Raw genomic sequence first — 22,315 nt, 5'->3', positions numbered from 1 at the left:
TTATTGTTACTATAACACTGCTAAGCTCCGAGTTCTATAGTATTAGTATAATACTAATATTAAAAAAACACACATTTAATATTTTTTTAAATTCAATAAAGTACTAAAACATCTTAATTATCAGATTTATAGTTTTATTAAAAGTATATTCGTGGTAAAATGTGAGCATTCTAACTTCAAAGAAAAGGACTCAATTTATGAAAAAAATTTTTATAATACTTATATTGGTGCTTGTTAGCTTTACTCAGTTTACCCCTTATCTATTTGCTGCAGAGTCGGATGCTGTGTTAAGCCCAAGTCAAATCGCTACCCAATATGGCTATACTGGCATAACTGCTGCATACGATCCAGAAGGTGCAATTAATGTCAGTCAAACTGGACAAATCTTGTATAATTACCATGGAAATAAAAAATGGTATCTTGCCTCGATGACTAAGCTTATGACGATGTATTTAACATTAGAAGCTGTCAAAAAAGGAGACTTATCGCTTGATGATAAAGTGAAAATCACACAAAATCATTATCGCATGTCAACGTTACCTGAATTAAGTAATACAAAACTCTATCCTGGAGAAGTGTATACCATTGCAGAATTACTACAAATTACTGTATCTAATTCAAGCAATGCAGCTGCATTAATATTAGCTAACAAAGTATCAGGCAACGTCACTTCGTTTACAAAGCTTATGAATAAAAAAGCTAAAGAGCTTGGAATGACGCATACATATTTCACTAACCCAACTGGGGCAGAAAACACGCAACTGCAAGAATTTGCACCTAAACTAACAACAAATGATAATAATTCAACATCTACAGCAAAAGATTATGCAATTCTTGATCAACATGTCATCGCAGATACACCGAATATACTTCACTTTACAAAACAACTCGCACCAACGCAACACGGTGTAACGTATTATACATTTAATCATTCATTAGAAGGTGCTAGCTTAAGCTTACCAGGAACAGATGGTTTAAAAACCGGTTCTAGTGATATTGCTAATTACAACCATACTATTACAACAAAACGTGGTAAGTTTAGAATTAACCAAGTTATTCTAGGCGTAGGTGATTATAATAATCTCGGTGGCGAAAAAGAGAGAAATAAAATGGGCAACGCTATAATGGAAAGTTCGTTCAATCAATATGCATACAAAAAAGTACTTTCTAAGGGCGAACATAATATCAATGGTAAAACATATTATATCAAAAAAGATCTTTACGATGTTGTTCCTAAAACATTACACGCTAAAGACTACCAATTTGTCATTAACGATGGTGAAGTCCATTTAGATTACAAACGTCAATTTATTTCTAAACAATACGGCCCACCAACCGTTCAAGTTCAGAAACCTATGATTCATAAAGCAGATACCATAGCTAAAAGCACATGGAAAGATCATCCAATCATAACATCCACCGCTATTGGTTTACTTATCATTGCCATCGCACTGATTGTTTACCAAGTTATAAAACGTTTGTTTAAAAGAAAATAATAACAACCTAGGATACCTAGTTTAAGGAAGCGGGACAGCATTCATTATGAATTCTTAGTCCCGCTCCGGCAAGGTTGACTGGATTGAAAAAAGTTTGGCGTCCGCGTATTTTCAATCCAGTCAACTACTACCAATATTTAGTTCATAGCCTAAAAAATAATAATGTCCTAGACCCTCTTCATTATTTTTATATTAAATGTCATTGCGAAACGCTTGAGGGAACAAGACAACTTCAGCCACCAATATGAAGTATTGATTATAAAAGAAGCACAAAGACGATTGTAAATTTCAAATCATCTTTGTGCTTCTTTAAGGATTTATATCTCTAACTTTTTATTTTGCATCTTTACCATAAAGCTCTTGTTTAATTTGCGTTGTAGAAATGCCTTCTGTACGTTTTAAATAAACTACTTCGCATTTATCTTTTAAGAAATCAAATTCGCCTTCCCAATCATGACCCATAACAAATGTATCTATCTCATAGCGCTCAACATCTGTTTCTTTTTGACCCCAGTCATTCTCTGGAATTACTAAATCTACGTAACGAATTGACTCAAGCATCATTTTACGTTGTTCATAATCATAATATGACTTTTTATGTTTAATCTGATTAAATTCATCTGAAGAAAGTGCCACAATGAGATAATCTCCCATTTCTCGTGCTCTTCTTAACAATTCAATATGGCCATAATGTAATAAGTCGTAAGTGCCATAAGTAATGACTCGTCTCATGATATGTTAAACTCCTTATCCTTAACTAAAAATTTACAATCTTAATGTAGCATAAATAATTTCTTTACACCATCTTTTAGATGTCACTTTATAATTATTGCATTATTTTTTTAATAACTTCTTGATTCTCTGTTTACTAGTGAAACGCACTTTTTTAGGGGTTACACTAAATTCAAAAGCCAATAAACGCTTAGGTCTTCCAACGCCAACTTCTAACAACGTTTGTCTCCACAATTTATAAGTTTCTTTAGTCCAATGCGATGCACCCTGTTCAACAGCTTGAATCACTCTAAATAAAGCATCTCCTGAATAATGCGTATGCTGCATATCTCTAATATATTGAATGATTGCTTCAATCACAGTTATATCAATTTTAGGATACTTTAATAAATAATTTTGGATCAAATAACTAACAATGAGATTATCTAAACGATGGCTATAATATATCTTCTCATTATCTAATAATAGAATTGACATCATTCTAGAACGTACTTGTCTAGCATCATTTAGATAAGGTAAAAATTGGTCTGCAATTTTAGCAGTAATAGAGTCTTCTCGTTCATTATAGCCTAATACCACGTCTGGAATTAATTGAATATCCCTAGCCTTTAAGAACACACGCCCCATAAATGTATGTTCTTCACAGTAGACGACATCTTCATCAAAGCGCTCATTTTTAAATTTAGCACTAAATAACTTAGCACTTGGTCCGATTGACTGTAGAACTTCCGGACATTCTGCTAATGTAACCCGAGCTTCTTGTTTTAAAACTTCATGCGTAGGAATATCACGCCAATTCCCTTCTTTTCCTCGTACCATTTGTCCGATAACAACATCCGTATCTTCATATTTGTTAAAATAGTGCACTAGTTTGTCGATACTTCCTGATAAATATTGATCATCCGCATCAAGGAATAAGAAGCCCTCGATATCGGCAGACATGGCTTCCAGTGCAATGTTTCTACTCGCAGCAGCACCACGATTAGCTTGTTTTATAATTTTCATATTTTTTACTTCTTTTTGGAGTGCTTCTAATACTTCATGCGTAGCATCTGTAGATCCATCATTTACACATATAATTTCAACATCATGCGTGGTATCAATAGATTTTACTGCCTGACGTATTGTTGTCTCAGCATTATATACAGGTATGATAACTGCTATTTTCATTTTTTCACCAACTTATCAATAAAATTCATCAATAACATTAAACTCTGTGTTGAATTATAATCATGCCAACTCTCAAATAACGGTTTAAGTTGTGTACTATCATTCTTCAATTTATTAATTATCTCCGCTTCATCTGTCACTTTGTAAACTTCAGGAATCGTCCAATAAAATTGATTTAATCCACGCTGATCATGATATTCCGTTTCATCATAAACATAAAATAATGTTGGTTTGTGTAATAAACTTGCTTCAATGGGCAATGAACTATAATCACTGATAAGCACATCAGCCATAATCAATAACTCTTGCGTAGATATTCCTGAAGATTGATGGACGATGCTTGGATGAAATTGACTAATCACACGATACTCTGGCAATGCTTGTTCAATCTTTTCACTGTTTATTTTGCGATTGTTGCCATGGTCTTCACGATATGTAGGAACGTAAACGATGAGTTTCTTCGTTATCCCATGCTGCTGTTTGAGATCGCGCTGCCTTTTTATCATATCCTGCTGTTGATAGTCTACTAAACGAGGCAGCCCAAATTTAAGCATTTGTGCTGCCTGCGCATCAAACGCACCTTCAAAGCACTTCCCCATTTCTTCTCCACCAATAAGATAATAATCTGTCGCATCGTAAACTTTTTTATATTGTGTCACCATTTGTGTGTTTGCAGTATCTACTTGATGATCTTGGAGACCAAATAATTTAAGAGCACCTGATGCGTGCCAGGTTTGAATAATCGTTTGGCCTCTTTTTTTTCGATAACCACCTAACATAAGATAATACGTATCTATTAATATTACCCTAGCTGAGCTTAATGCTTTAATATGTTGAATGACACCTTTATTACCAGCAATTAAGTAGTTTAGATGACCTAATGACTCAACCTCTTGTTGATATTTTTTAGGTCCAATAACCGTAATTTGATATGACTGTTGCACTAATGCTTTAATGATGGGCATCATATCTTCATAAAAAGTCATAAATACAACAATATGTTGCTTATTCACTTTTACAGGAAAAAACAACATATTTAAGCTACGAATAATGGCCATATAGAGTTTCTTGATTAAAATTCTCATAAGTCACCGCCAAAAATATAATATGTTTAAAATTATAAATGATTCTACAATAGATAGAAAATAAAAGCTGTACAATATGCCATAACTATTTCTTAGAAACAAGGCACGATTTTAACGTAATTCTTTTGTTGGAACCCAACTTCTTTTGCTTGTGGAATTTCTTGTCGAAATTCTCTTTGTTGGGGCCCACCCCAACTTGCCTTGTCCGTTGGCTTTCTTTTGGAAAGCCTCTTTGTTGGGGCCCCAACCCCAACTTCCTTTGCTTGTGGAAATGCGTTTCGCATTTCTCTGTGTTGGGGCCCCCGCATTTTTTTAGGCTGGGACATGTTTGGATGTCTCAGCCTAGTGGATGTTGATTATAGGAAGTCTGCAAAGTGATCGCGATAGCGTTTATGGAGTATTGATCCAACGATGAAGAAGAATAGTATGACTATTATATTGTATACTAATAATCTCCAATGCTGAATAAAGTACCATTCATGGAATAATATTGCGGCACGATAAGATTGAGCAATAAAGTAGACTGGATTTAATTTCATAATATTATGGATAATGCCACTCACACCGTGGTCTTTCGGCATCCATAATATAGGTGACATATAAAATAAGATCCTCATAATCGCTTGCATCATCATTTGTGTATCTCGAATTAAAATCCCAAGTGTCGATGTTAATAAAGCTACGGATGCTGTAAAGAAGAACGCAATCGGCACATAAATCAACAATTGTATGATATGAATAGATGGATAAATCCCTGCACCCATACATGCTAAAATAATTAATGTTAACAAGCCAATGTGTCCATAGAACTTACTCGTCACAATATATGTTGGAATAATAGATAATGGAAAGTTCATTTTAGCAACTTGATTAAATTTTTGAGAGATAGAACGCGTACCATCTAATGTTCCTTGATTGATAAAAAACCACATACTAATACCCACTAATAACCATAGTACGAAAGGCACGCCATCAATAGGATTGTTACTTCTAATTCCTAAACCAAACACAAGCCAATAAACCATAATTTGTAACGCTGGATTTAATAATTCCCATGCAATTCCTAAATAGTTATTATGGTTAGAAATTTTAATTTGGAATTGTGCCAAACGTTGAATTAAATAAAAGTTTTTTATATGCTCTTTTAACACAGTTAAGACTGCTGACATCGTATAAACCACACTTTCAAACGTATTACATATTTCTATTTTTACTTGACTGTCCACTGTTATTTGCGCATGCATAACCTGTGTTACACACTCATACGATAACCTGTAGTTGTAAACAGTTACCTTTTATTGTTGCACACGTTTACTTTATTACTTAACCATTATACTATCATTTAACTTAAAAAGTAGCTTTAAGTTGGCAAATATCGATAAATTTCATCCAAACTTATCGTTTTAGCAGTATCTTTCATCAATATGTAATCATCTTAATAGTCGAGTGATATCTTTTATGATGTATCACTGAAATCTTCTATTCACTTTACACCAGGTTAATAAATTTCACAACTGATGTGTGATATATTATAATCTATACAAATGCACGTAAGGAAGGTTTAATTATGAACGTATCGGTAAACATTAAAAATGTTACAAAAGAATATCGCATTTATCGAACAAACAAAGAACGCATTAAAGATGCGCTAATTCCAAAGCATAAAAACAATACCTTTTTCGCTTTAGATGATGTTTCAATTACTGCTCATGAAGGTGATGTGATTGGTCTAGTTGGAATCAACGGTTCAGGCAAATCTACGTTAAGCAATATGATTGGCGGCTCTCTATCCCCTACATCTGGCGATATTGAGCGTCACGGTGATGTAAGTGTCATCGCCATTAACGCTGGACTTAATGGGCAACTTAGTGGTGTTGATAACATTGAGTTTAAAATGCTCTGCATGGGCTTTAAACGCAAAGAAATTAAGAAACTTATGCCACAAATTATTGAATTCAGTGAATTAGGTGAGTTTATTTATCAACCTGTGAAAAAATATTCAAGTGGTATGCGTGCAAAATTAGGTTTTTCAATCAATGTAACTGTTAATCCTGACATATTAGTTATCGATGAAGCTTTATCTGTAGGCGACCAAACGTTCACTCAAAAATGTCTAGATAAAATCTATGAATTTAAAGAACAGAACAAAACCATCTTCTTTGTAAGTCATAACATTCGTCAAGTTAAAGAATTTTGTACGAAAATCGCTTGGATTGAGGGCGGTAAACTCAAAGAATTTGGTGATATTGATGACGTTTTACCTCAATACGAACAATTTTTAAAAGAATTCAGGAAAAAATCCAAAGCAGAACAAAAAGCATTTCGTAAAAACTTGGATGCAAATCGCTTTATCATAAAATAATGACACTAGCTCAAAATTTATGAAACAAAAAAATTCATAAATTTTGAGTTTTTTACTTTTCAAATAACCTAATCAGTACTATGATATAAACAGATGTAACAAATTAGACACATTTTATGCGTTTGGAAAAGTAGGTGATTGAGTCATTACTAACAAGACATCACAACAATTTGCAAACCTTGTACGTGCATACCGTAAGTCATATATCGGTAAAGGCCCAGAAAATATTAAAGTATTCTTTAAAGATAATTGGGCTGTCTGTCACATGACCGGAAGCTTAAGTAAAGTTGAAAATTTCTATTTAAGAAATGACGATTTTAAAAGCATGTTGAAATATGGCAGAACCGAAGAAATAAAAGCTTTATATCAGCAAAACCCTCCAACTGAAATGGAGAAACTTGTTGGTGCAAAATTTGTAAAATTATTTACAGATGTTGATTTAAAAACGGATGAAGTCGTTTCTATATTCGTCTTTGACAAAACAATCGAATAATTATCAATCTAAGGGATTGGTGTAAGGTACTCAGTGCTGTTTGCTAACCCACTTTTTCAAATATGCTAATCAAAGTATGCATTTTAGGAGGTGGTCGAACAAGACTGAGTATTTTTTTTTACTAATTTTTAATATATTCTCATTAGCCATGAGATTAACATTTTAATTTATATAAATAGGAGCGGATTAATTATGAAAATTGTGGCATTATTCCCAGAAACAGAACAAGGTTTAGATAATCAATTATTAAATACAACAAAAGCAATCGGTCTTCCTGATTTTCTTGAACATACAGAGCATGAGCTTGTCATTTTAAAAAATGGAGAAACAGACTTAGATCAACACTTAAGTGATGCAGATATTATTATTAGCGCACCATTCTATCCTGCTTATTTAACTAGAAAACGTATCGAACAAGCACCAAAACTAAAACTTGCTATTACTGCTGGTGTTGGCTCAGACCATGTCGATCTTGAAGCAGCTAGTGAACATGACGTTGCCGTTGTAGAAGTAACAGGTAGCAATACGGTAAGTGTTGCAGAACATGCTGTTATGGACTTACTCATTATTTTAAGAAACTATATGGAAGGTCATCGTCAAGCTGTTGAAGGTGAATGGAACCTTTCTAAAGTAGGTAATCAAGCACGTGAATTACAGCACAAAACAATTGGTATTTTTGGATTTGGCCGTATTGGACAGCTTGTAGCAGAACGTTTAAAACCATTTAATGTTAACATTCAACATTATGATCCTATCAATCAAAAAGATTCTGAACTGTCTCATTTTGTAGAGTTTGAAGAACTTGTACGCACAAGTGATGCAATTACAATTCATGCGCCATTAACACCTTCTACCGACACACTATTTGATGCTGATGTGTTATCTCAAATGAAAACAGGCAGCTATCTTGTTAATACTGCACGAGGTAAAATCGTAGATACTGACGCACTTGTTGCTGCAGTTAATAGTGGTCATATTCAAGGCTATGCTGGAGATGTATGGTATCCACAACCTGCACCTGCAACACACCCTTGGAGAACAATGCCACGTAATGGTATGACGATTCATTATTCCGGCATGACATTAGAATCACAGCAACGTATTGAAGATGGCGTTAAAGATATTTTAACTCGTTTCTTTAACAATGAACCTTTCCAAAAGAAAGATATTATTGTTGATAGTGGACGTATTGCTAGTTCAAGCTATACAGCAAAATAATACTCATAACTAAATCTGTTACGTTATCTTGCTCCCCCTATTCGATCATTGCAATATAACGCCCCTGTTTGAAATTAAATGATATAAATAAAGGAAAAAGTCGAGACAAGTGCATATGGCACATCGTCTCGACTTTATTTTTGCTTATTTCTTATGCTGCTCTTTATGTTCTTTATACTGTGTTTTAGCAACCTTTAACATAAATATAGGGATGCTTTTAAGACGTCCGATACGTTTCCAATCAATTAACAACCGATAAACCCATTCTATATTTAATTTTCTAAATACTTTAGGTGCTCTTTTTTTCATGCCACTAAAGACCTCAAAAGAACCTCCAACACCCATCATTACCGTATGCTTAAACTGATGTTGCTGTGCGACAATCCATTCATCTTGTTTTGGAAAACCCATACCAACAAAAATATAATCGGGATTTAATTTTTTAATTCGTTTTAATACTGTCTCATCATGTGTATCAACATATCCATGATGACTAGCAAACGTAATATATGGATAACGTTGTTGTAAACGACGTTGTGCTTTAGTCACAACTTCATTTTTCGCTCCTAATAAGAATACACGTTGACGCTTTATATTAGCCATTTTTAAACATTGATCCATAAGTTCTATCCCAGGAATACGTCGAGCTAATGGTCGTTTTAAACGCTTTGATGCTTTAACAATGCCCGTGCCATCTGCTACGACGTAATCGGCTTGATTGATTAAGTTTCTATAATGTACGTGTGTAGACGCATAATCAACAATTTCTGGATTAGCAGTTACAATCCACATATTATCGTCTTGCGCTTCATTTTCAACATATGCTGTTATGTTTTCTACCATTTCCAACATGGTCACATTATCAAATCGAACACCTAAAATATCTATTTTGTGAGGCTTGTCGTGATTACTCATAGCAGTATGCTCCTTCGAGTTTTCTATCTAATTATCGACATGCGTGATAACTATATACTTTGAATATATAGTTTATGATACATTATTCCCGTTTGCAATTGTATTCTTAAAAATACATCTAAAGTCCAAAAGTTAAAATATTCAAAGTAGCGTATAATAAAAATATCATGTACTAAAAACAAAAGATTACGAGGTTTATTATGTTGTATTTAGAAGATTTATTTACCACCGTGATAACTTTAAAATTTTATATCATTGTGTTAATTGGTATCTTATATATTTTAATTCATCATTACAGATATCATCCTGTTCTTGCCTATCTTGATATTTTATTAAATTACATACCTGTCTTAACACATGAATTTGGACATATTCTATTTAATAAAATAAGTGGCGGTCGCGCTAAAGATTTAGTTATTGTTACGCGACCATATGAAAGACAGATGACATCACAACAAGGTTATGCGATTACACAATCAACTAGTAAATTAGGTCATGGAATAACAACATTAGGTGGCTATATTTTGCCTCCAATTATGTTACTTGTTGGTGCTGCTTCGGCACATTCTGAGCATCCAATCATTTTTCTAATATGCTATATTGCTATTTTTATCTATTTTCTAATTTTAACGTCTAGAAAATGGTCTCCCATTATCATTTTGATATTGTTGGTAACATTATTATATTTATTTTTACAGCAAGCGCAGTATACTTTTACACATACAATAATGTCTTATAGTTATCATTTTATTTTAGGTGTACTGTTAGGCGAAGTCATCCAATCATCTTGGACAATTGTTAAATTAACATTTCAACGTCCTAAAACCCAATGGGATGGGCAGGCATTAGCAGATATGACACATGTCCCTAGTATCGCATTCAGTTTAATTTGGATTTCGATAAACGGTTACAGTTTATATCTGTTATTCCAATACTCATTTTACTAATAACTACCCCCATCTTATAGCTTAATTTGCATCAGTAAAAATAAAAGGAGCGAGAAATCAAATTCTGACTTCTTGCTCCTACGATATATTTATTCTTATTTTAATGAATATCCTTTGTATGATGCAGTTTTAACGCGTGACCAAAATCATTACGCTTGCTCAACAAAAATATTCTCCGCATTGTCAAAACTTAAGATTGACGTATTATCAGTCCTTTTTAAAATAAGCACTTTATTCGTCTCATCTTTAGCTACTATTTCCACTTCATTGCCAATTGAGATGTCTTTACTTGATAAATAAACCAATAACTCCGTCTTATCTCTCACACGTCTTATTATCACATGCTCTCCTGGTTCAAAATTTAAGATAGAAGTTGTATATTTCTCTTTGTATTCATTACTCCGTGGAATAATACCTCCATGTGGACAAGTGTCTGGATAGTTTAAAATCGCATCTAAGCGTTGTACAAATAAATCAGAAATTTTATGTTCTAATACCTCTGCTTCTTGATGCACTTCTTCCCAATTATACTTCAACACTTCAATTAAAAATAATTCTAACAAGCGATGACGTTTAATAATATCTAATGTATGAATTAAACCTTCTTGAGACAGTTTAACTCCTTTATACGGCTTAGTTTCCACATATCCAGCCTTTTCTAGACGACTCACCATTTCACTAACTGATGGTGGCTTAATTTCAAGATAGAGCGATAACTGCTTATTGGAAACAAATTGATGATCACCATCATTTGCAAGTATAGCTTTAAGATAATCTTCTTTTTCTTCTGTTAACATTTCTTCACCTCACAGACACATTCACCTAATTGTACCATGAAAATACTTGACATGTTAAAAGTTCAGAGTTTATCATGAAATAAATTAGGTTAACCTAAACTTTTTATTAGGGGGGTGTAAACATTTTAGAAGTCTCTAACTTAACACTTCAACTTGACGGTAAAATTGTCTTGAAAGATATTTCTTTTAAAATACCAATACAAGGCGAAATAATTGGTATTATAGGTCCTAACGGTGCCGGCAAGTCATCATTAATTAAATCACTGATTGGTGAGTTTCAAGCAAGCGGGAAACAAACATTATTTAATAAACCGATACAACATCAGTTAAAATCTATGACCTATATTCCTCAAAAAGCCAACATCGATATTGATTTCCCTATTAGTGTAGAACAAGTCATCCTCTCTGGCTGTTATAAGGAAACAGGTTGGTTTACTAAAATTCCGAAAAGTGCACGTCAACATCTCGTCGAAGTTATGGACGATTTAGAACTAACACCGCTGCGCCATAAACAAATCTCACAGCTAAGCGGAGGACAACTACAACGTGTCCTTGTAGCACGTGCTCTAATGTCTGAAAGTAGAATTTATTTTTTAGATGAACCATTTGTTGGTATAGATTTTAGAAGTGAAGATATCATCATGCAAAAATTAGCAGCGTTGAAGCGAAGTGGTAAACTTATTTTTATTGTTTATCATGACTTATCTAAAACTGAAGCCTATTTTGATCGTGTGTTGTTATTAAACAAAACATTGCGCTATTTAGGTCCGACTAAATCCGTTGTTAATAGTGAACTCATCTATGAGACATTCCTCGGAAAATAACACTATTTAAGAAAGGAGTACCATTGCTGTTTATGATAGATTTTCTAAATCAAATATTAGATTACCAATTTTTACATCGTGCCTTAATTACTTCAATTGTTGTAGGTATCGCATGTGGTACTGTCGGTAGTCTAGTCATCTTACGAGGATTATCACTTATGGGTGATGCCATGAGTCATGCAGTGCTACCTGGTGTCGCGGTATCCTTTATCTTACATATACCGTTTTTCATTGGTGCAATGATTTCAGGTATGCTTGCAAGTTTATTTATCGGTTTTATTTCTGATAAAAGTAAAACTAAACCCGATGCAGCTATAGGAATTTGTTTCACCGCTTTCTTGGCACTCGGAGTTATCATGATTAGTTTAATTCAAAGTTCAACTAATTTGTATCACATTTTATTTGGTAATTTATTAGCGATTACGAATCAAGCATTTTTGTCAACACTGATAATCTGTGGACTGATTTTAGTATTAATTATTATTTTTTATCGTCCATTGAAGATTTCAACGTTCGATCCTACATTTAGTAAAATGAGCGGTTTGAACACATCATTGCTACATTATTTTGTCATGCTGCTACTTGCATTAGTTACAGTTGCCAGCATTCAGACTGTGGGTATCATTCTCGTTGTTGCCCTACTAGTTACGCCTGCTTCGACTGCATTTTTAATCACGAAGCAACTATCTACAATGATGATGGTTTCTAGCTTATTGAGTACGATATGTTCAATCATTGGTATGTTCTTTAGTTATCTATACAACTTACCTAGTGGTGCATCTATCGTTATCTGTACGTTTATTACATACGTTATTGTATTTACTTTTAAAAAATTAGCTAACAAACAGAAAAGAGGTATTTCATCATGCGAAAGTTAATTCCCTTTATACTTGCACTGTTATTAGTATTAACAGCTTGCGGAAGTAAAGATACATCGCACAATCATAAAAAACTTAACGTTGTAACAACAAACTCTATTATATATGATATGGTCAAACATGTCGGTGGTAATAATGTAAATATACATAGTATTGTTCCAGTAGGACAAGACCCTCATGAATATGAAGTAAAACCGAAAGATATTAAAAAGCTTACAGATGCTGATGTCATTTTTTACAATGGTTTAAATTTAGAATCTGGTGATGCATGGTTTGAAAATGCTTTAAAACAAGCCGGAAAATCACTGAAAGATAAAAATGTTATTGCTGTTTCCAAAGGCGTTAAACCCATTTATCTAAACGGAGAAAATGGCAATAAAGACAAACTAGACCCACATGCTTGGCTAAGCCTAGACAACGGTATTCAATATGTCAAAAATATTCAACAAGCCTTGAAAGATATTGATAAAAAACATGCTTCATCTTACGACAAGCATGGCAATAAGTATTTAAATAAACTTACAAAATTAAATAATCATAGTAAAGCAAAATTTAATGACATACCGAAAAAAGAACGAACGATGATTACTAGTGAAGGCGCCTTTAAATATTTCTCAAAACAATTCAATATTCATTCAGGATATATTTGGGAGATTAATACCGAAAAACAAGGTACACCTGAACAAATGAAACAAGCAACAAAATTTGTTAAAGATAATAAAGTAAAACATTTACTTGTTGAAACAAGTGTAGATAAAAAAGCTATGCAAAGCCTTTCTGAAGAAACCAATAAAGATATTTATGGCGAAGTTTTTACCGATTCAATTGGTAAAAAAGGAAGCAAAGGCGATTCATACTACAATATGATGAAATATAATATTGATATCATTCATAATAGTATGAAGTAATAGCAGACCTGCTTGCCCCAATCACCTTTGAGGTGAGCAGGTCACCTTTATAATATTAGTATGCTTTGTAGTCCCATATCGTGTATAAATCATACTGACACACTTTGTGTTGTAAACATCATCCTCCGTAAAACTTATAATCAACCTATACACGATATGGTGGTATAAAGCTTATACCATATAAAATTAGTGCGCGTTTGTGTAACCCATACACTCCCCAAACGCGCACTCTTTTTGTTTTAATCTGTCAAACTATCAACGATAACCATTTCATCATAATTAATCGCTTCTCTAATTTTTAATGCAGTACTTTCAGTGATTTCTTCATCTTCAACTAATGAATTTAATACGCGACGTTGCTCTCGTAATGCGTTGAGCTTGATTTTAGTCATTGTATTTTCTGCTTTAGTATTAAAGAAATTATCAGGTGTTAAGTTCTCAATACGCATTAAGTAACCATCACAGACCATACCAATTTCTAAAGTATTGTCACTTGTTGCTTCTTTTGCTAAACGACTTACGACATTATAATGTACTAATTTATTGATTCTCGCCAACTCTGTAAGGTTATCTGTAACGCTCAAAGAAGAAGATGCATTGATACGTGTCTTTACACGACTTTTAAGTAACATACCTCTCACAGCAACAATCATACGTCGGATTAATGAAGCTTGACGATAGACTTGCGTACGTTCAGCATAGCGCATATAGTTTTCAAGTGCACTCGTCGTAATGTTACCTTCCTCAGCAAGATTTTCTAATGTTTTTGTTTCTACATTAAATGCAATTTTTTGTAATCGCTCTAGTTCTTTAGAATTTTCATCATCTTTCGACATCGTTTTTAGAAATGTTAATTTATCATGATATTCTTTAATCACATTACCATATTTATAGCTAGTATCTAATGTCGCATGTTGATTTAAATAATCAATCACATTTTCTAATATATATATTCTTGCTTCTTTAAAGTTTAAACTACCGATTTTCGCTTTAGGTGCATTCGGTGTTATTAGTGGCAAAGCCACTTGAGCAATAACTAAACTAATGATGACCATCCCAGATGCAATAAATAATAAATCATTACGAAACGTAAATGCATGATGATCTGCCAATACATATGGTAATGTCAACGCGATAGCCAATGAAATGGTACCATGTACGCCACATATCGTCATGATTAAGGCATACAAACTTCTCTTTGGCGGTTTTTCATCTGTCTTATCTTCTTCTTTAGACATCATCTTTTGAAAAGGGCTGACAGATAAATAAAAATATGGATATAATACATAAACCCAAATAAACCTAAAGACATATACAGCCAAAGCAATCAGCACGGTTATCGCCATTAAAAATGGTAAATTATGTGGTTCATTATCAATAATTCTAACCACAACTTCAGGCACTAAAAAGCCCAAAATAGAAAAAACAAAACCATTTAGTGCATATCCTAGAATATTCCATGTATGGTTATAGCTCATTTGCAATTGTGTTCTCGTTTGGGCAATACGATCTCTTTCAAAGCCATGAACTAAGCCAGCCACAACCGCCGCAATAATACCTGAAGCATGAAACATTTCAGCAACTAAGTATGTCACAAACGGTGTTAATAGTTGTATGAAGGTAAACATATTAATATTTTCAATGCCTCGACGTGTTAATGTTAAGCGGAATCTTACCAAAGCAACACCGATAATGACACCGACAATGGCACCACCAATTGAGGCAATTAAAAATTGTTCAATCGCTTCAAAAATTGAAAATACACCTGTAATTAAAACGCCCACTGCTATTTTAAATGAAATGATACCTGCAGCATCATTAAGTAAAGACTCACCTTCTAAAATAGTCATTGAACCTTTAGGTAGTATTTTGCCATTTGTTATTGCCTGCACAGCAACTGCATCTGTTGGACAAAGGATAGCTGCTAATGCAAAGGCCGCACCAATGGGCAATTCCGGCCAAATCCAATGTACAAATAATCCTACACCAAGCACTGTCGTAATTACTAAACCTAAAGCCATTAACATAACTGGTTTAATATAACGTCTTAAGTGCACTCTTGATACGTTAACACCCTCTACAAATAGTAATGGTGCAATTAGTGTAACCATAAATAATTCGGTATCAAAGTTAAATTCAACAGGAACAGGAGTTAAGAAAAGTAGCATGCCAAATGTAATTTGAATGAACGCAAGAGGTACTTTAGGTATAAAAGTATGCACAAAAGAGCTTATGATGACGACACCGAGAAATATTAGAATCGTTTCAAATATTTCCAATCTTTCACCTCTCCATTTTTTCTTTGCATAATTGAGTTATTCAATACATTGAGTAATTGCAATCACAATGTCTCTTTTATGTAGATAACAATAAACATAAGCATAGAGGATGACCATAAAGGAAGGAACTGAGCCTAATATTGTTCTATGTCATGCATTGATTAAATTTCAATTAAACTTGTAATAAATTTTAACATGTTGTATACATTATTTTAAATGACTTGCTTAAATAATATATTTAGGTCAATATGTCATTTAATTTCTTCTAGCAGTGTTATGATGAGACCTGCTCGAAGATCATAGTTCTTATTTATCATCGCTATAATCTGATGAATCAGTTTGTTTCTTTTTTCCAACATCTTTTTGCGTAAAATCATAATATAATTTCTCGCGCCGTTCTTCTCTTAATTTAGCACGTGTTTTTAATTCCTCAGGTGTGTTAAATTCCTTTGAGCTCAGCAATATTGTTGACTGTCGTGGCACATCATCTTTGCGATACATATAAGCTCCAGTACGATAGGCAGCACGTGCTACCAAATGCATTCCTACTGGAGAAGTTAAATTAATAAAGACGATAGATAATAACAATCTCACACTAAAGAAACTTTGTTCATTAGTAAAAAATATTAATACTCCTACCAACGTTAATAGCACTGACAATGTAGAACTTTTAGTTGAGGCATGGCTTCTTAAAAAGACATCCTGAAATTTGACTAGGCCTATTGAACTAATCAATGCAATCATACTACCTAGAAATATTAGAATTGAGGCACATAAATTAATTATTTCTTTTGTTAGTTCCATTAAACACACGCCCTCCTCCTATAAATCTAGAAATTGATACAGAGCTTACAAAGGATATGATAGCAATGAGCATGATAGAATCCAAAAATGATACTGTACGATTAATAACACTCAATACGCCTACGATGGACATGATAACAGCACTCGTTGTATCAAAAGCCACTACACGATCCGCTGTTGTTGGCCCTTTAATTAATCTAAACATAGCGATAAGTAATGCAATACCAAAAACAATTAACGCACTCGTCGTAAAGAACATGGTTAAAGTCGCTATCATTATTGCATCACCTCCAAAATTAAGTCTTCATAATGTTTGATATTTCTGAGTAAAGTTGCTTTATCCTTGTCCGACACATCAATACTATGAATAAAAAATTTGTTCGTTTTCTTTGAAATGCGTATAACCGTAGAACCAGGCGTAATAATAATCAATATCGTTAAAAAGGTAATAGCCCAATCATTTTTCAATGTGGTTTCATATGTCAACAACCCAGGATTCATATCATTCGTCTTAAACAAAATATAATTAATGGTCGAGATACTTGATGTAACTAATTGGTATAAATAAACCATTAAAAATTTAAATGCTACCCACAGTTTCTTAGGATAAAATTCTTGATTGAAAAAACGATGCAAAATGTAAATAACAACGATACCAATCACATATCCAGAGAAGAACGTTGAGAACAAGAATGAATCTTCATCTTGAAATAAGACCCATAAAAATGCAATTAAAATATTTAAAACTACTTGTCTCATTTTAGTTCCTCCTTCAAGTGTGGATTAACTAGTTGATGAAATGTGTGTCCATCCATATTCATCTTTGTAGCATCTTCAGTAACATTAAGGACGATCGGTGCAGCAATTCCCATTGTAATGACAACTACAATTAGTACGCTTAAAATACTTTTACGATGTGTCGGTAATGGATTGAAATTTACTTGTTCACCATCCGCATCACCCCAATACATCACAAAAAAGATTCTAAATAAGCTGTACATCGCTATTAAACTCGTCAAAATCAATAACGTTAAACCTATATAATTGCCATTTTGAATGGCACCTTGAAAAATAAGCACCTTCCCTGGAAAACCACTAAATGGCGGCACGCCACCTAATGCAAAAATCATAATGACAAATGCTACACCATACAATGGTTCTTTTTTAGCTAAGCCATTTAAATATTTATACTCCCGATAACCAGTCATATAAACTAAACTACCTATAATGAAAAAGAGCATTGTTTTAACAACCATATCATTAGCTAGATAAAAAATAGCTCCATTAACGCCATCAAAAGTATTAGAACCAAGACCTAGAATAATAAATCCAATTGATAAGACTACTTGATAAGAAGCGATTTTCTTTATGTCATGATAAGCAATCACACCAAACGCACCAATAAGCATCGTGATGCATGCCATAAATACCAGCAATGGATGCGTGACTCCAGTATGTTGATTAAACAGCAAAGTGAAAAAACGAATTAATGCATAGGCACCTACCTTGGTCATTAATGCAGCAAATAGCGCAGCCAACTCTGTATTTAACACAGCATAAGCTTTAGGCAACCACATAAAGATGACCAATGCAGCTTTGGAACCAAATGCAACTATAAAGACTAATGAAATAATAATGATTGTTTTATTATCCTGCATTTGATCAAGCCTTAATGCAATTTGAGTAAAATTCAACGTTCCTACCGTTTTGTACAACAAACCTATACCCAGCAAGAAAATCCACGAACCAATAATATTAAGTACGACATAAATAATTGCCGCTCTTAATTGTTCAACAGATTGTCCTAACGTAACTAGTACAAATGAAGCCAATAACATAATCTCAAACATCACATATAAGTTGAACAAATCAGAAGTTAAAAAGGATCCAATCACACCAACAGTTAAAAATAAAATAAACGTTGGTAAATAATAACGGTTAACTCGATTTTCACCACGACCAAACCCGTATGACATAATTAAAGTAACCACAAATGACGTTATTGTTACCAACAATAAACTAAGAGAATCGCCTAAAAATTGGATGCCGAAGGGTGCTTTCCAACCTCCAAAATCTAAAGTGATTGGCTTATGGTTCAACACATATATTAATAATGCTAAAGAAATAACGGTCGTAACAGACATCGTCCCAATATATAATATTTTTGAAGTATTGTTTTTATTTTTAGTAAAAACTAAGACAAGCGCACAGAGAAAAGGAAGAAGAATGGGTAAAATAAGTAAATTATTGCTCATGATTCTCTTCATCTCCTCTCAGCAAGTTAATTTCTACTTCTTTCGTTACACGATAAGTTCTGTATACTAAGACGAGTAGAAAAGCAGTCATCGCAAAGCCAATAACAATGGCAGTCAAAACAATAGCTTGTAATAAAGGATCAACATAATTCGTATTCGAAGTTCCAATAAGCGGCTCCGTCATATGACTACTATATTTACCCATGCTCATAATAATAAGATTCCCAGCATGCGTGTAAATTGAAATACCAATAACAATTCGAATTAAATTAAGTGATAGGATCATGTATGTTCCTATAAATACTAAGAATCCTATAACTAATAATAAAATGATGTTCATGACTTACCACCACTAATGGATAACATCACTGTAACAATCACGCCAACCACCGTCAGCAAGATGCCTAATTCAAATAAGGTAACCGTAGTTAGGTGCAATTCATCGAAAATAGGCAAATGTAAATGCGCTTCAGATTGATATAAAAACGGCTTGCCAAAAAACATAGGAACAATGGCAGTCGTAACAGAAATTAATGCACCTAAAATCATCAACTTTCTAAAATCAACTGGTAAACTTGCCAATACTTCTGACACGTCAAAGGCCAAGAACATTAGAATAAATGCCGAACTAAAAACAAGTCCACCAATGAAACCGCCACCTGGGTTATTATGCCCAGCCAAGAAAACGTAAAAACCAAATGTTAATAAAATAAACACTACAATTTTAGTAACTGTTTTTAGAACTACATCATTTTCTTTCATCTTGACCCCTCCGATCTTTATAGTTAAGTAATGTGAAGATACCTAATCCAGCGATAATTAAGACCAAGCCCTCAAACATAGTATCTAATGCACGAAAATCTCCTAATATAGCATTGACAATATTTTTTCCACCCGTTAGTTGATAAGCATTAAGATAATACTTAGAGATTGAACTGATGCTTTCTCCATTTTGTGTGATGAAAATAAGCATCATTACTGACCCAGCAACAATCAATGAAATAATAATTTTAATCGTTTCTTTCATCATATTGGGTGCTTTACGAGCCACGTTTGGTAAACGTGAAAAGCTGACAATAAATAGTATCGTTGTAATTGTCTCAACAACAAGTTGTGTAAGTGCCAAATCAGGGGCTTTCATTGCAATAAAAAACAATGCCACAGAAAAGCCAATCACACCATTTAAAATAACCATTGTCAAACGCTGTCTAATAAAGACAAGCGCAATACCAACAATGCTAATTAATATAAGTAAAATCACTTCAAGGGGGCCAAATTCTGAAACATGAACTTCTGCCACTTTGGGAAAACCAACTTGAATCATGCCATAAGCAACAATCACAGAAAAAATCATCAACGTAATAATCAAATAATAATTCAAGCGATTACTCATTAATTTTCTAATACTTTGTCCAGAATATCTTTCAAACCATTGATACACTGAGCGATACGATTGTGTAATTGAAGCCGTTTTTAACATGCCTAAACGGAGATATTTCCAATCAATAAACAGTGTTCCAAGTAAACCTACAGCGATGATAACAATGGTAAAAATTAGCGGTAAATTTATGCCATGCCATTGTGAAACGTGTGGTGCGATAGCTTCAACTTCTGTACCCAACTGAGAAACACTACGTAGTGCAGGTATGACAATGTGTTGCGTAAACAAATTGGGAATAAAGAAAATAATCGGAATAAGCAGACCTAATATCACTGCAGGTATACTAAATAGCCACGGCTCGTGAATATTTTTTCGAGGGACTTTTTGCGTATCAAATTTACCCCAAAAGGTTTCTTTAACCATGTATAATGCATAAATAAAAGTAAAGAGACTTGCAATAACACCAATCGCTGTAACGATGATTGTTAACGTTATATCAAATTGTGCTAGATTACGCGCATGCACTAGTCCGTCGAAGAACATTTCTTTACTTAAGAACCCATTCAATAACGGGACCCCTGCCATGGATAATGCTGCTAATGTCATGACAATATGCATCTTAGGAAAATGATGCCTCATACCTCCAAGACGACGAATATCTCGTGTACCTGCTTCATGATCAATAATGCCTACACCCATAAATAATACACATTTAAATATGGCATGATTCATTAAATGAAATAAACCAGCAAATAAAATCATGATGTATAATTCTGCCATTTTACCTGTAGTTTGTTGTGCAATTCCACCTCCAAGACCAATCATTGACATAATCATGCCGAGTTGACTAATAGTAGAATAAGCCAATATCCCTTTTAAATCATATAATCTTAGCGCTGCGATAGCTCCAAATATCATCGTAATTAAACCGACAAATGTCACAATATAAATATAACTATCACTTAAACCAAGTAATGGTGTGAATTTATATAACAGAAATAATCCAGCTTTCACCATTGTTGCTGAATGCAGATATGCACTAACCGGTGTGGGCGCTGCCATCGCTTTGGGCAGCCATACGTGGAATGGAAATTGGGCTGATTTTGTAAATGCACCAATTAGCATTAGAAGCATAGCGGGAATAAATAGCGGTTGTTGGGAGATGTGGTGTCGTTGCTGTAAAAGCTCAGTAATCGTATTTGTTCCAGTCATCATATAAAGCATGATAAAACCTGCAAGTAGCGCTAGTCCGCCAAACACGGTGATCATAAATGATTGAATAGCACCTAGCTGACTATTTGCATTGCTATACCAATATGAAATAAGTAAAAAAGATGAGATGCTTGTTAATTCCCAAAAAACGTACATCAGAATTGTATTATTGGAAACAACAATACCTAACATAGCAAACATAAATAATAATAAATAGATAAAAAACCGAGGTAAATTATCTTTTCCAGAAGTAAGGTACTGTGTCGCGTAGAAAAATACTGCCACCCCAATGAGTGAAATAATCAAACCAAACATTAGTCCAAGGCCGTCTAAACGTAAATCTACATTAATGTCTATAGATGACATCCAAGGTATATGGATGGCTGGATACTGTTCTTTTAATACTATAGGTATGTGATAAATAAAATAGCTTGATGCCATTATAGGTGCAAGTAGTGCAATGTAACCAGTATATCGTTGACTTGGCTTTATAAATAAAGTGCCTAAAACGACTACCATAACAACGATGAGTGCACCCATAAGATAAACAATGCTCATC

The 22,315-nt window shown here is 33.6% G+C and carries 23 protein-coding genes; 8 read left to right on the top strand and 15 right to left on the bottom strand.

The features are described 5' to 3' along the window. Positions 1-197: 197 nt before the first annotated feature. Positions 198-1,496: a penicillin-binding protein PBP4 gene (gene pbp4 / locus HMPREF3267_RS08765; protein ID WP_002459826.1), complete on the top strand. Its 1,299-nt coding sequence runs from the start codon at positions 198-200 to the stop codon at positions 1,494-1,496. A 333-nt stretch (positions 1,497-1,829) separates the two neighbouring features. On the opposite strand, the gene tagD is transcribed toward pbp4, so the two are convergent. The 5 genes from tagD to HMPREF3267_RS08740 all read right to left on the bottom strand — a co-directional run bounded on the left by tagD (position 1,830) and on the right by HMPREF3267_RS08740 (position 5,652). Then, entirely contained in the window at positions 1,830-2,228 is a 399-nt protein-coding gene (gene tagD, locus HMPREF3267_RS08760; protein WP_002459827.1) for a glycerol-3-phosphate cytidylyltransferase, read from the bottom strand. A gap of 102 nt (positions 2,229-2,330) precedes the next feature. Beyond that, the gene (locus tag HMPREF3267_RS08755; protein ID WP_002459828.1) at positions 2,331-3,398 is read right to left on the bottom strand and encodes a glycosyltransferase family 2 protein; all 1,068 of its coding nucleotides are present in this window, start codon (positions 3,396-3,398) and stop codon (positions 2,331-2,333) included. After that, positions 3,395-4,483, bottom strand: coding sequence for a teichoic acid glycerol-phosphate primase TarB (gene tarB / locus HMPREF3267_RS08750; RefSeq protein WP_002459829.1), 1,089 nt, complete (start codon positions 4,481-4,483; stop codon positions 3,395-3,397). The genes HMPREF3267_RS08755 and tarB overlap by 4 nt, the downstream gene beginning before the upstream one ends. A gap of 92 nt (positions 4,484-4,575) precedes the next feature. Continuing rightward, positions 4,576-4,767, bottom strand: coding sequence for a hypothetical protein (locus tag HMPREF3267_RS08745; protein WP_062078620.1), 192 nt, complete (start codon positions 4,765-4,767; stop codon positions 4,576-4,578). A gap of 72 nt (positions 4,768-4,839) precedes the next feature. After that, the gene (locus HMPREF3267_RS08740) at positions 4,840-5,652 is read right to left on the bottom strand and encodes an ABC transporter permease (protein ID WP_002492956.1); all 813 of its coding nucleotides are present in this window, start codon (positions 5,650-5,652) and stop codon (positions 4,840-4,842) included. Positions 5,653-6,050: 398 nt separating this feature from the next. On the opposite strand from HMPREF3267_RS08740, the gene tagH reads away from it, so the two are divergent. The 3 genes from tagH to HMPREF3267_RS08725 all read left to right on the top strand — a co-directional run bounded on the left by tagH (position 6,051) and on the right by HMPREF3267_RS08725 (position 8,556). Further along, positions 6,051-6,845 (top strand): teichoic acids export ABC transporter ATP-binding subunit TagH, encoded by a 795-nt coding sequence (tagH, locus tag HMPREF3267_RS08735; protein WP_002459832.1) that lies wholly within the window; start codon positions 6,051-6,053, stop codon positions 6,843-6,845. Positions 6,846-6,990: 145 nt separating this feature from the next. Next, entirely contained in the window at positions 6,991-7,338 is a 348-nt protein-coding gene (locus HMPREF3267_RS08730) for a Na-translocating system protein MpsC family protein (protein WP_014533359.1), read from the top strand. 192 nt (positions 7,339-7,530) lie between these two features. After that, on the top strand, positions 7,531-8,556 hold the full coding sequence (locus tag HMPREF3267_RS08725; protein ID WP_002492941.1) for an NAD-dependent formate dehydrogenase: 1,026 nt from the start codon (positions 7,531-7,533) through the stop codon (positions 8,554-8,556). Between the two features lie 144 nt (positions 8,557-8,700). On the opposite strand, the gene tarA is transcribed toward HMPREF3267_RS08725, so the two are convergent. Next, a complete protein-coding gene (gene tarA, locus HMPREF3267_RS08720) occupies positions 8,701-9,471 on the bottom strand; it encodes an N-acetylglucosaminyldiphosphoundecaprenol N-acetyl-beta-D-mannosaminyltransferase TarA (protein WP_002459835.1) in 771 nt (256 codons plus the stop codon). Between the two features lie 200 nt (positions 9,472-9,671). Between tarA and HMPREF3267_RS08715 the strand changes: the two genes are divergently transcribed. Continuing rightward, positions 9,672-10,418 carry a M50 family metallopeptidase gene (locus HMPREF3267_RS08715; RefSeq protein ID WP_002479405.1) on the top strand — a complete coding sequence of 249 codons (747 nt, stop codon included), beginning with the start codon at positions 9,672-9,674 and terminating at the stop codon, positions 10,416-10,418. A gap of 149 nt (positions 10,419-10,567) precedes the next feature. Here HMPREF3267_RS08715 and HMPREF3267_RS08710 read toward each other — a convergent pair whose 3' ends face one another. Beyond that, a complete protein-coding gene (locus tag HMPREF3267_RS08710) occupies positions 10,568-11,215 on the bottom strand; it encodes a metal-dependent transcriptional regulator (RefSeq protein ID WP_002459837.1) in 648 nt (215 codons plus the stop codon). Positions 11,216-11,337: 122 nt separating this feature from the next. Between HMPREF3267_RS08710 and HMPREF3267_RS08705 the strand changes: the two genes are divergently transcribed. The 3 genes from HMPREF3267_RS08705 to mntC are packed head-to-tail and all read left to right on the top strand — an operon-like array spanning position 11,338 to position 13,825. Continuing rightward, positions 11,338-12,039, top strand: coding sequence for a metal ABC transporter ATP-binding protein (locus tag HMPREF3267_RS08705; RefSeq protein WP_037540836.1), 702 nt, complete (start codon positions 11,338-11,340; stop codon positions 12,037-12,039). A 32-nt stretch (positions 12,040-12,071) separates the two neighbouring features. Beyond that, entirely contained in the window at positions 12,072-12,917 is an 846-nt protein-coding gene (locus HMPREF3267_RS08700; protein ID WP_037540834.1) for a metal ABC transporter permease, read from the top strand. Beyond that, a complete protein-coding gene (gene mntC / locus HMPREF3267_RS08695; protein WP_002459840.1) occupies positions 12,905-13,825 on the top strand; it encodes a manganese ABC transporter substrate-binding lipoprotein MntC in 921 nt (306 codons plus the stop codon). The genes HMPREF3267_RS08700 and mntC overlap by 13 nt, the downstream gene beginning before the upstream one ends. A 239-nt stretch (positions 13,826-14,064) precedes the next feature. On the opposite strand, the gene HMPREF3267_RS08690 is transcribed toward mntC, so the two are convergent. The 8 genes from HMPREF3267_RS08690 to HMPREF3267_RS08655 all read right to left on the bottom strand — a co-directional run bounded on the left by HMPREF3267_RS08690 (position 14,065) and on the right by HMPREF3267_RS08655 (position 22,314). Then, on the bottom strand, positions 14,065-16,104 hold the full coding sequence (locus HMPREF3267_RS08690) for a cation:proton antiporter (protein WP_002492980.1): 2,040 nt from the start codon (positions 16,102-16,104) through the stop codon (positions 14,065-14,067). 306 nt (positions 16,105-16,410) lie between these two features. Next, positions 16,411-16,908: a Na+/H+ antiporter subunit G gene (locus HMPREF3267_RS08685; protein WP_002459842.1), complete on the bottom strand. Its 498-nt coding sequence runs from the start codon at positions 16,906-16,908 to the stop codon at positions 16,411-16,413. After that, a complete protein-coding gene (gene mnhF2 / locus HMPREF3267_RS08680; RefSeq protein ID WP_002459843.1) occupies positions 16,883-17,185 on the bottom strand; it encodes a Na+/H+ antiporter Mnh2 subunit F in 303 nt (100 codons plus the stop codon). Before mnhF2 ends, HMPREF3267_RS08685 begins: the two co-directional genes overlap by 26 nt. After that, entirely contained in the window at positions 17,185-17,667 is a 483-nt protein-coding gene (gene mnhE2 / locus HMPREF3267_RS08675) for a Na+/H+ antiporter Mnh2 subunit E (protein WP_002459844.1), read from the bottom strand. Before mnhE2 ends, mnhF2 begins: the two co-directional genes overlap by 1 nt. Beyond that, on the bottom strand, positions 17,664-19,163 hold the full coding sequence (mnhD2, locus tag HMPREF3267_RS08670) for a Na+/H+ antiporter Mnh2 subunit D (protein ID WP_062078618.1): 1,500 nt from the start codon (positions 19,161-19,163) through the stop codon (positions 17,664-17,666). Before mnhD2 ends, mnhE2 begins: the two co-directional genes overlap by 4 nt. After that, a complete protein-coding gene (mnhC2, locus tag HMPREF3267_RS08665; protein ID WP_002479408.1) occupies positions 19,153-19,503 on the bottom strand; it encodes a Na+/H+ antiporter Mnh2 subunit C in 351 nt (116 codons plus the stop codon). Before mnhC2 ends, mnhD2 begins: the two co-directional genes overlap by 11 nt. Beyond that, complete coding sequence (mnhB2, locus tag HMPREF3267_RS08660) at positions 19,500-19,925, bottom strand: Na+/H+ antiporter Mnh2 subunit B (RefSeq protein ID WP_002459847.1); 426 nt, start codon at positions 19,923-19,925, stop codon at positions 19,500-19,502. Before mnhB2 ends, mnhC2 begins: the two co-directional genes overlap by 4 nt. Continuing rightward, on the bottom strand, positions 19,912-22,314 hold the full coding sequence (locus HMPREF3267_RS08655) for a DUF4040 family protein (protein WP_062078616.1): 2,403 nt from the start codon (positions 22,312-22,314) through the stop codon (positions 19,912-19,914). The genes mnhB2 and HMPREF3267_RS08655 overlap by 14 nt, the downstream gene beginning before the upstream one ends. Position 22,315: the final 1 nt, after the last annotated feature.

This window comes from Staphylococcus sp. HMSC62D11 (assembly GCF_001839145.1).
GTDB classification, from domain to species: Bacteria; Bacillota; Bacilli; order Staphylococcales; family Staphylococcaceae; genus Staphylococcus; species Staphylococcus lugdunensis.
The sequence above is the reverse complement of the archived record's forward strand: the minus strand, read 5'-3'. Positions and strand labels throughout refer to the sequence as shown.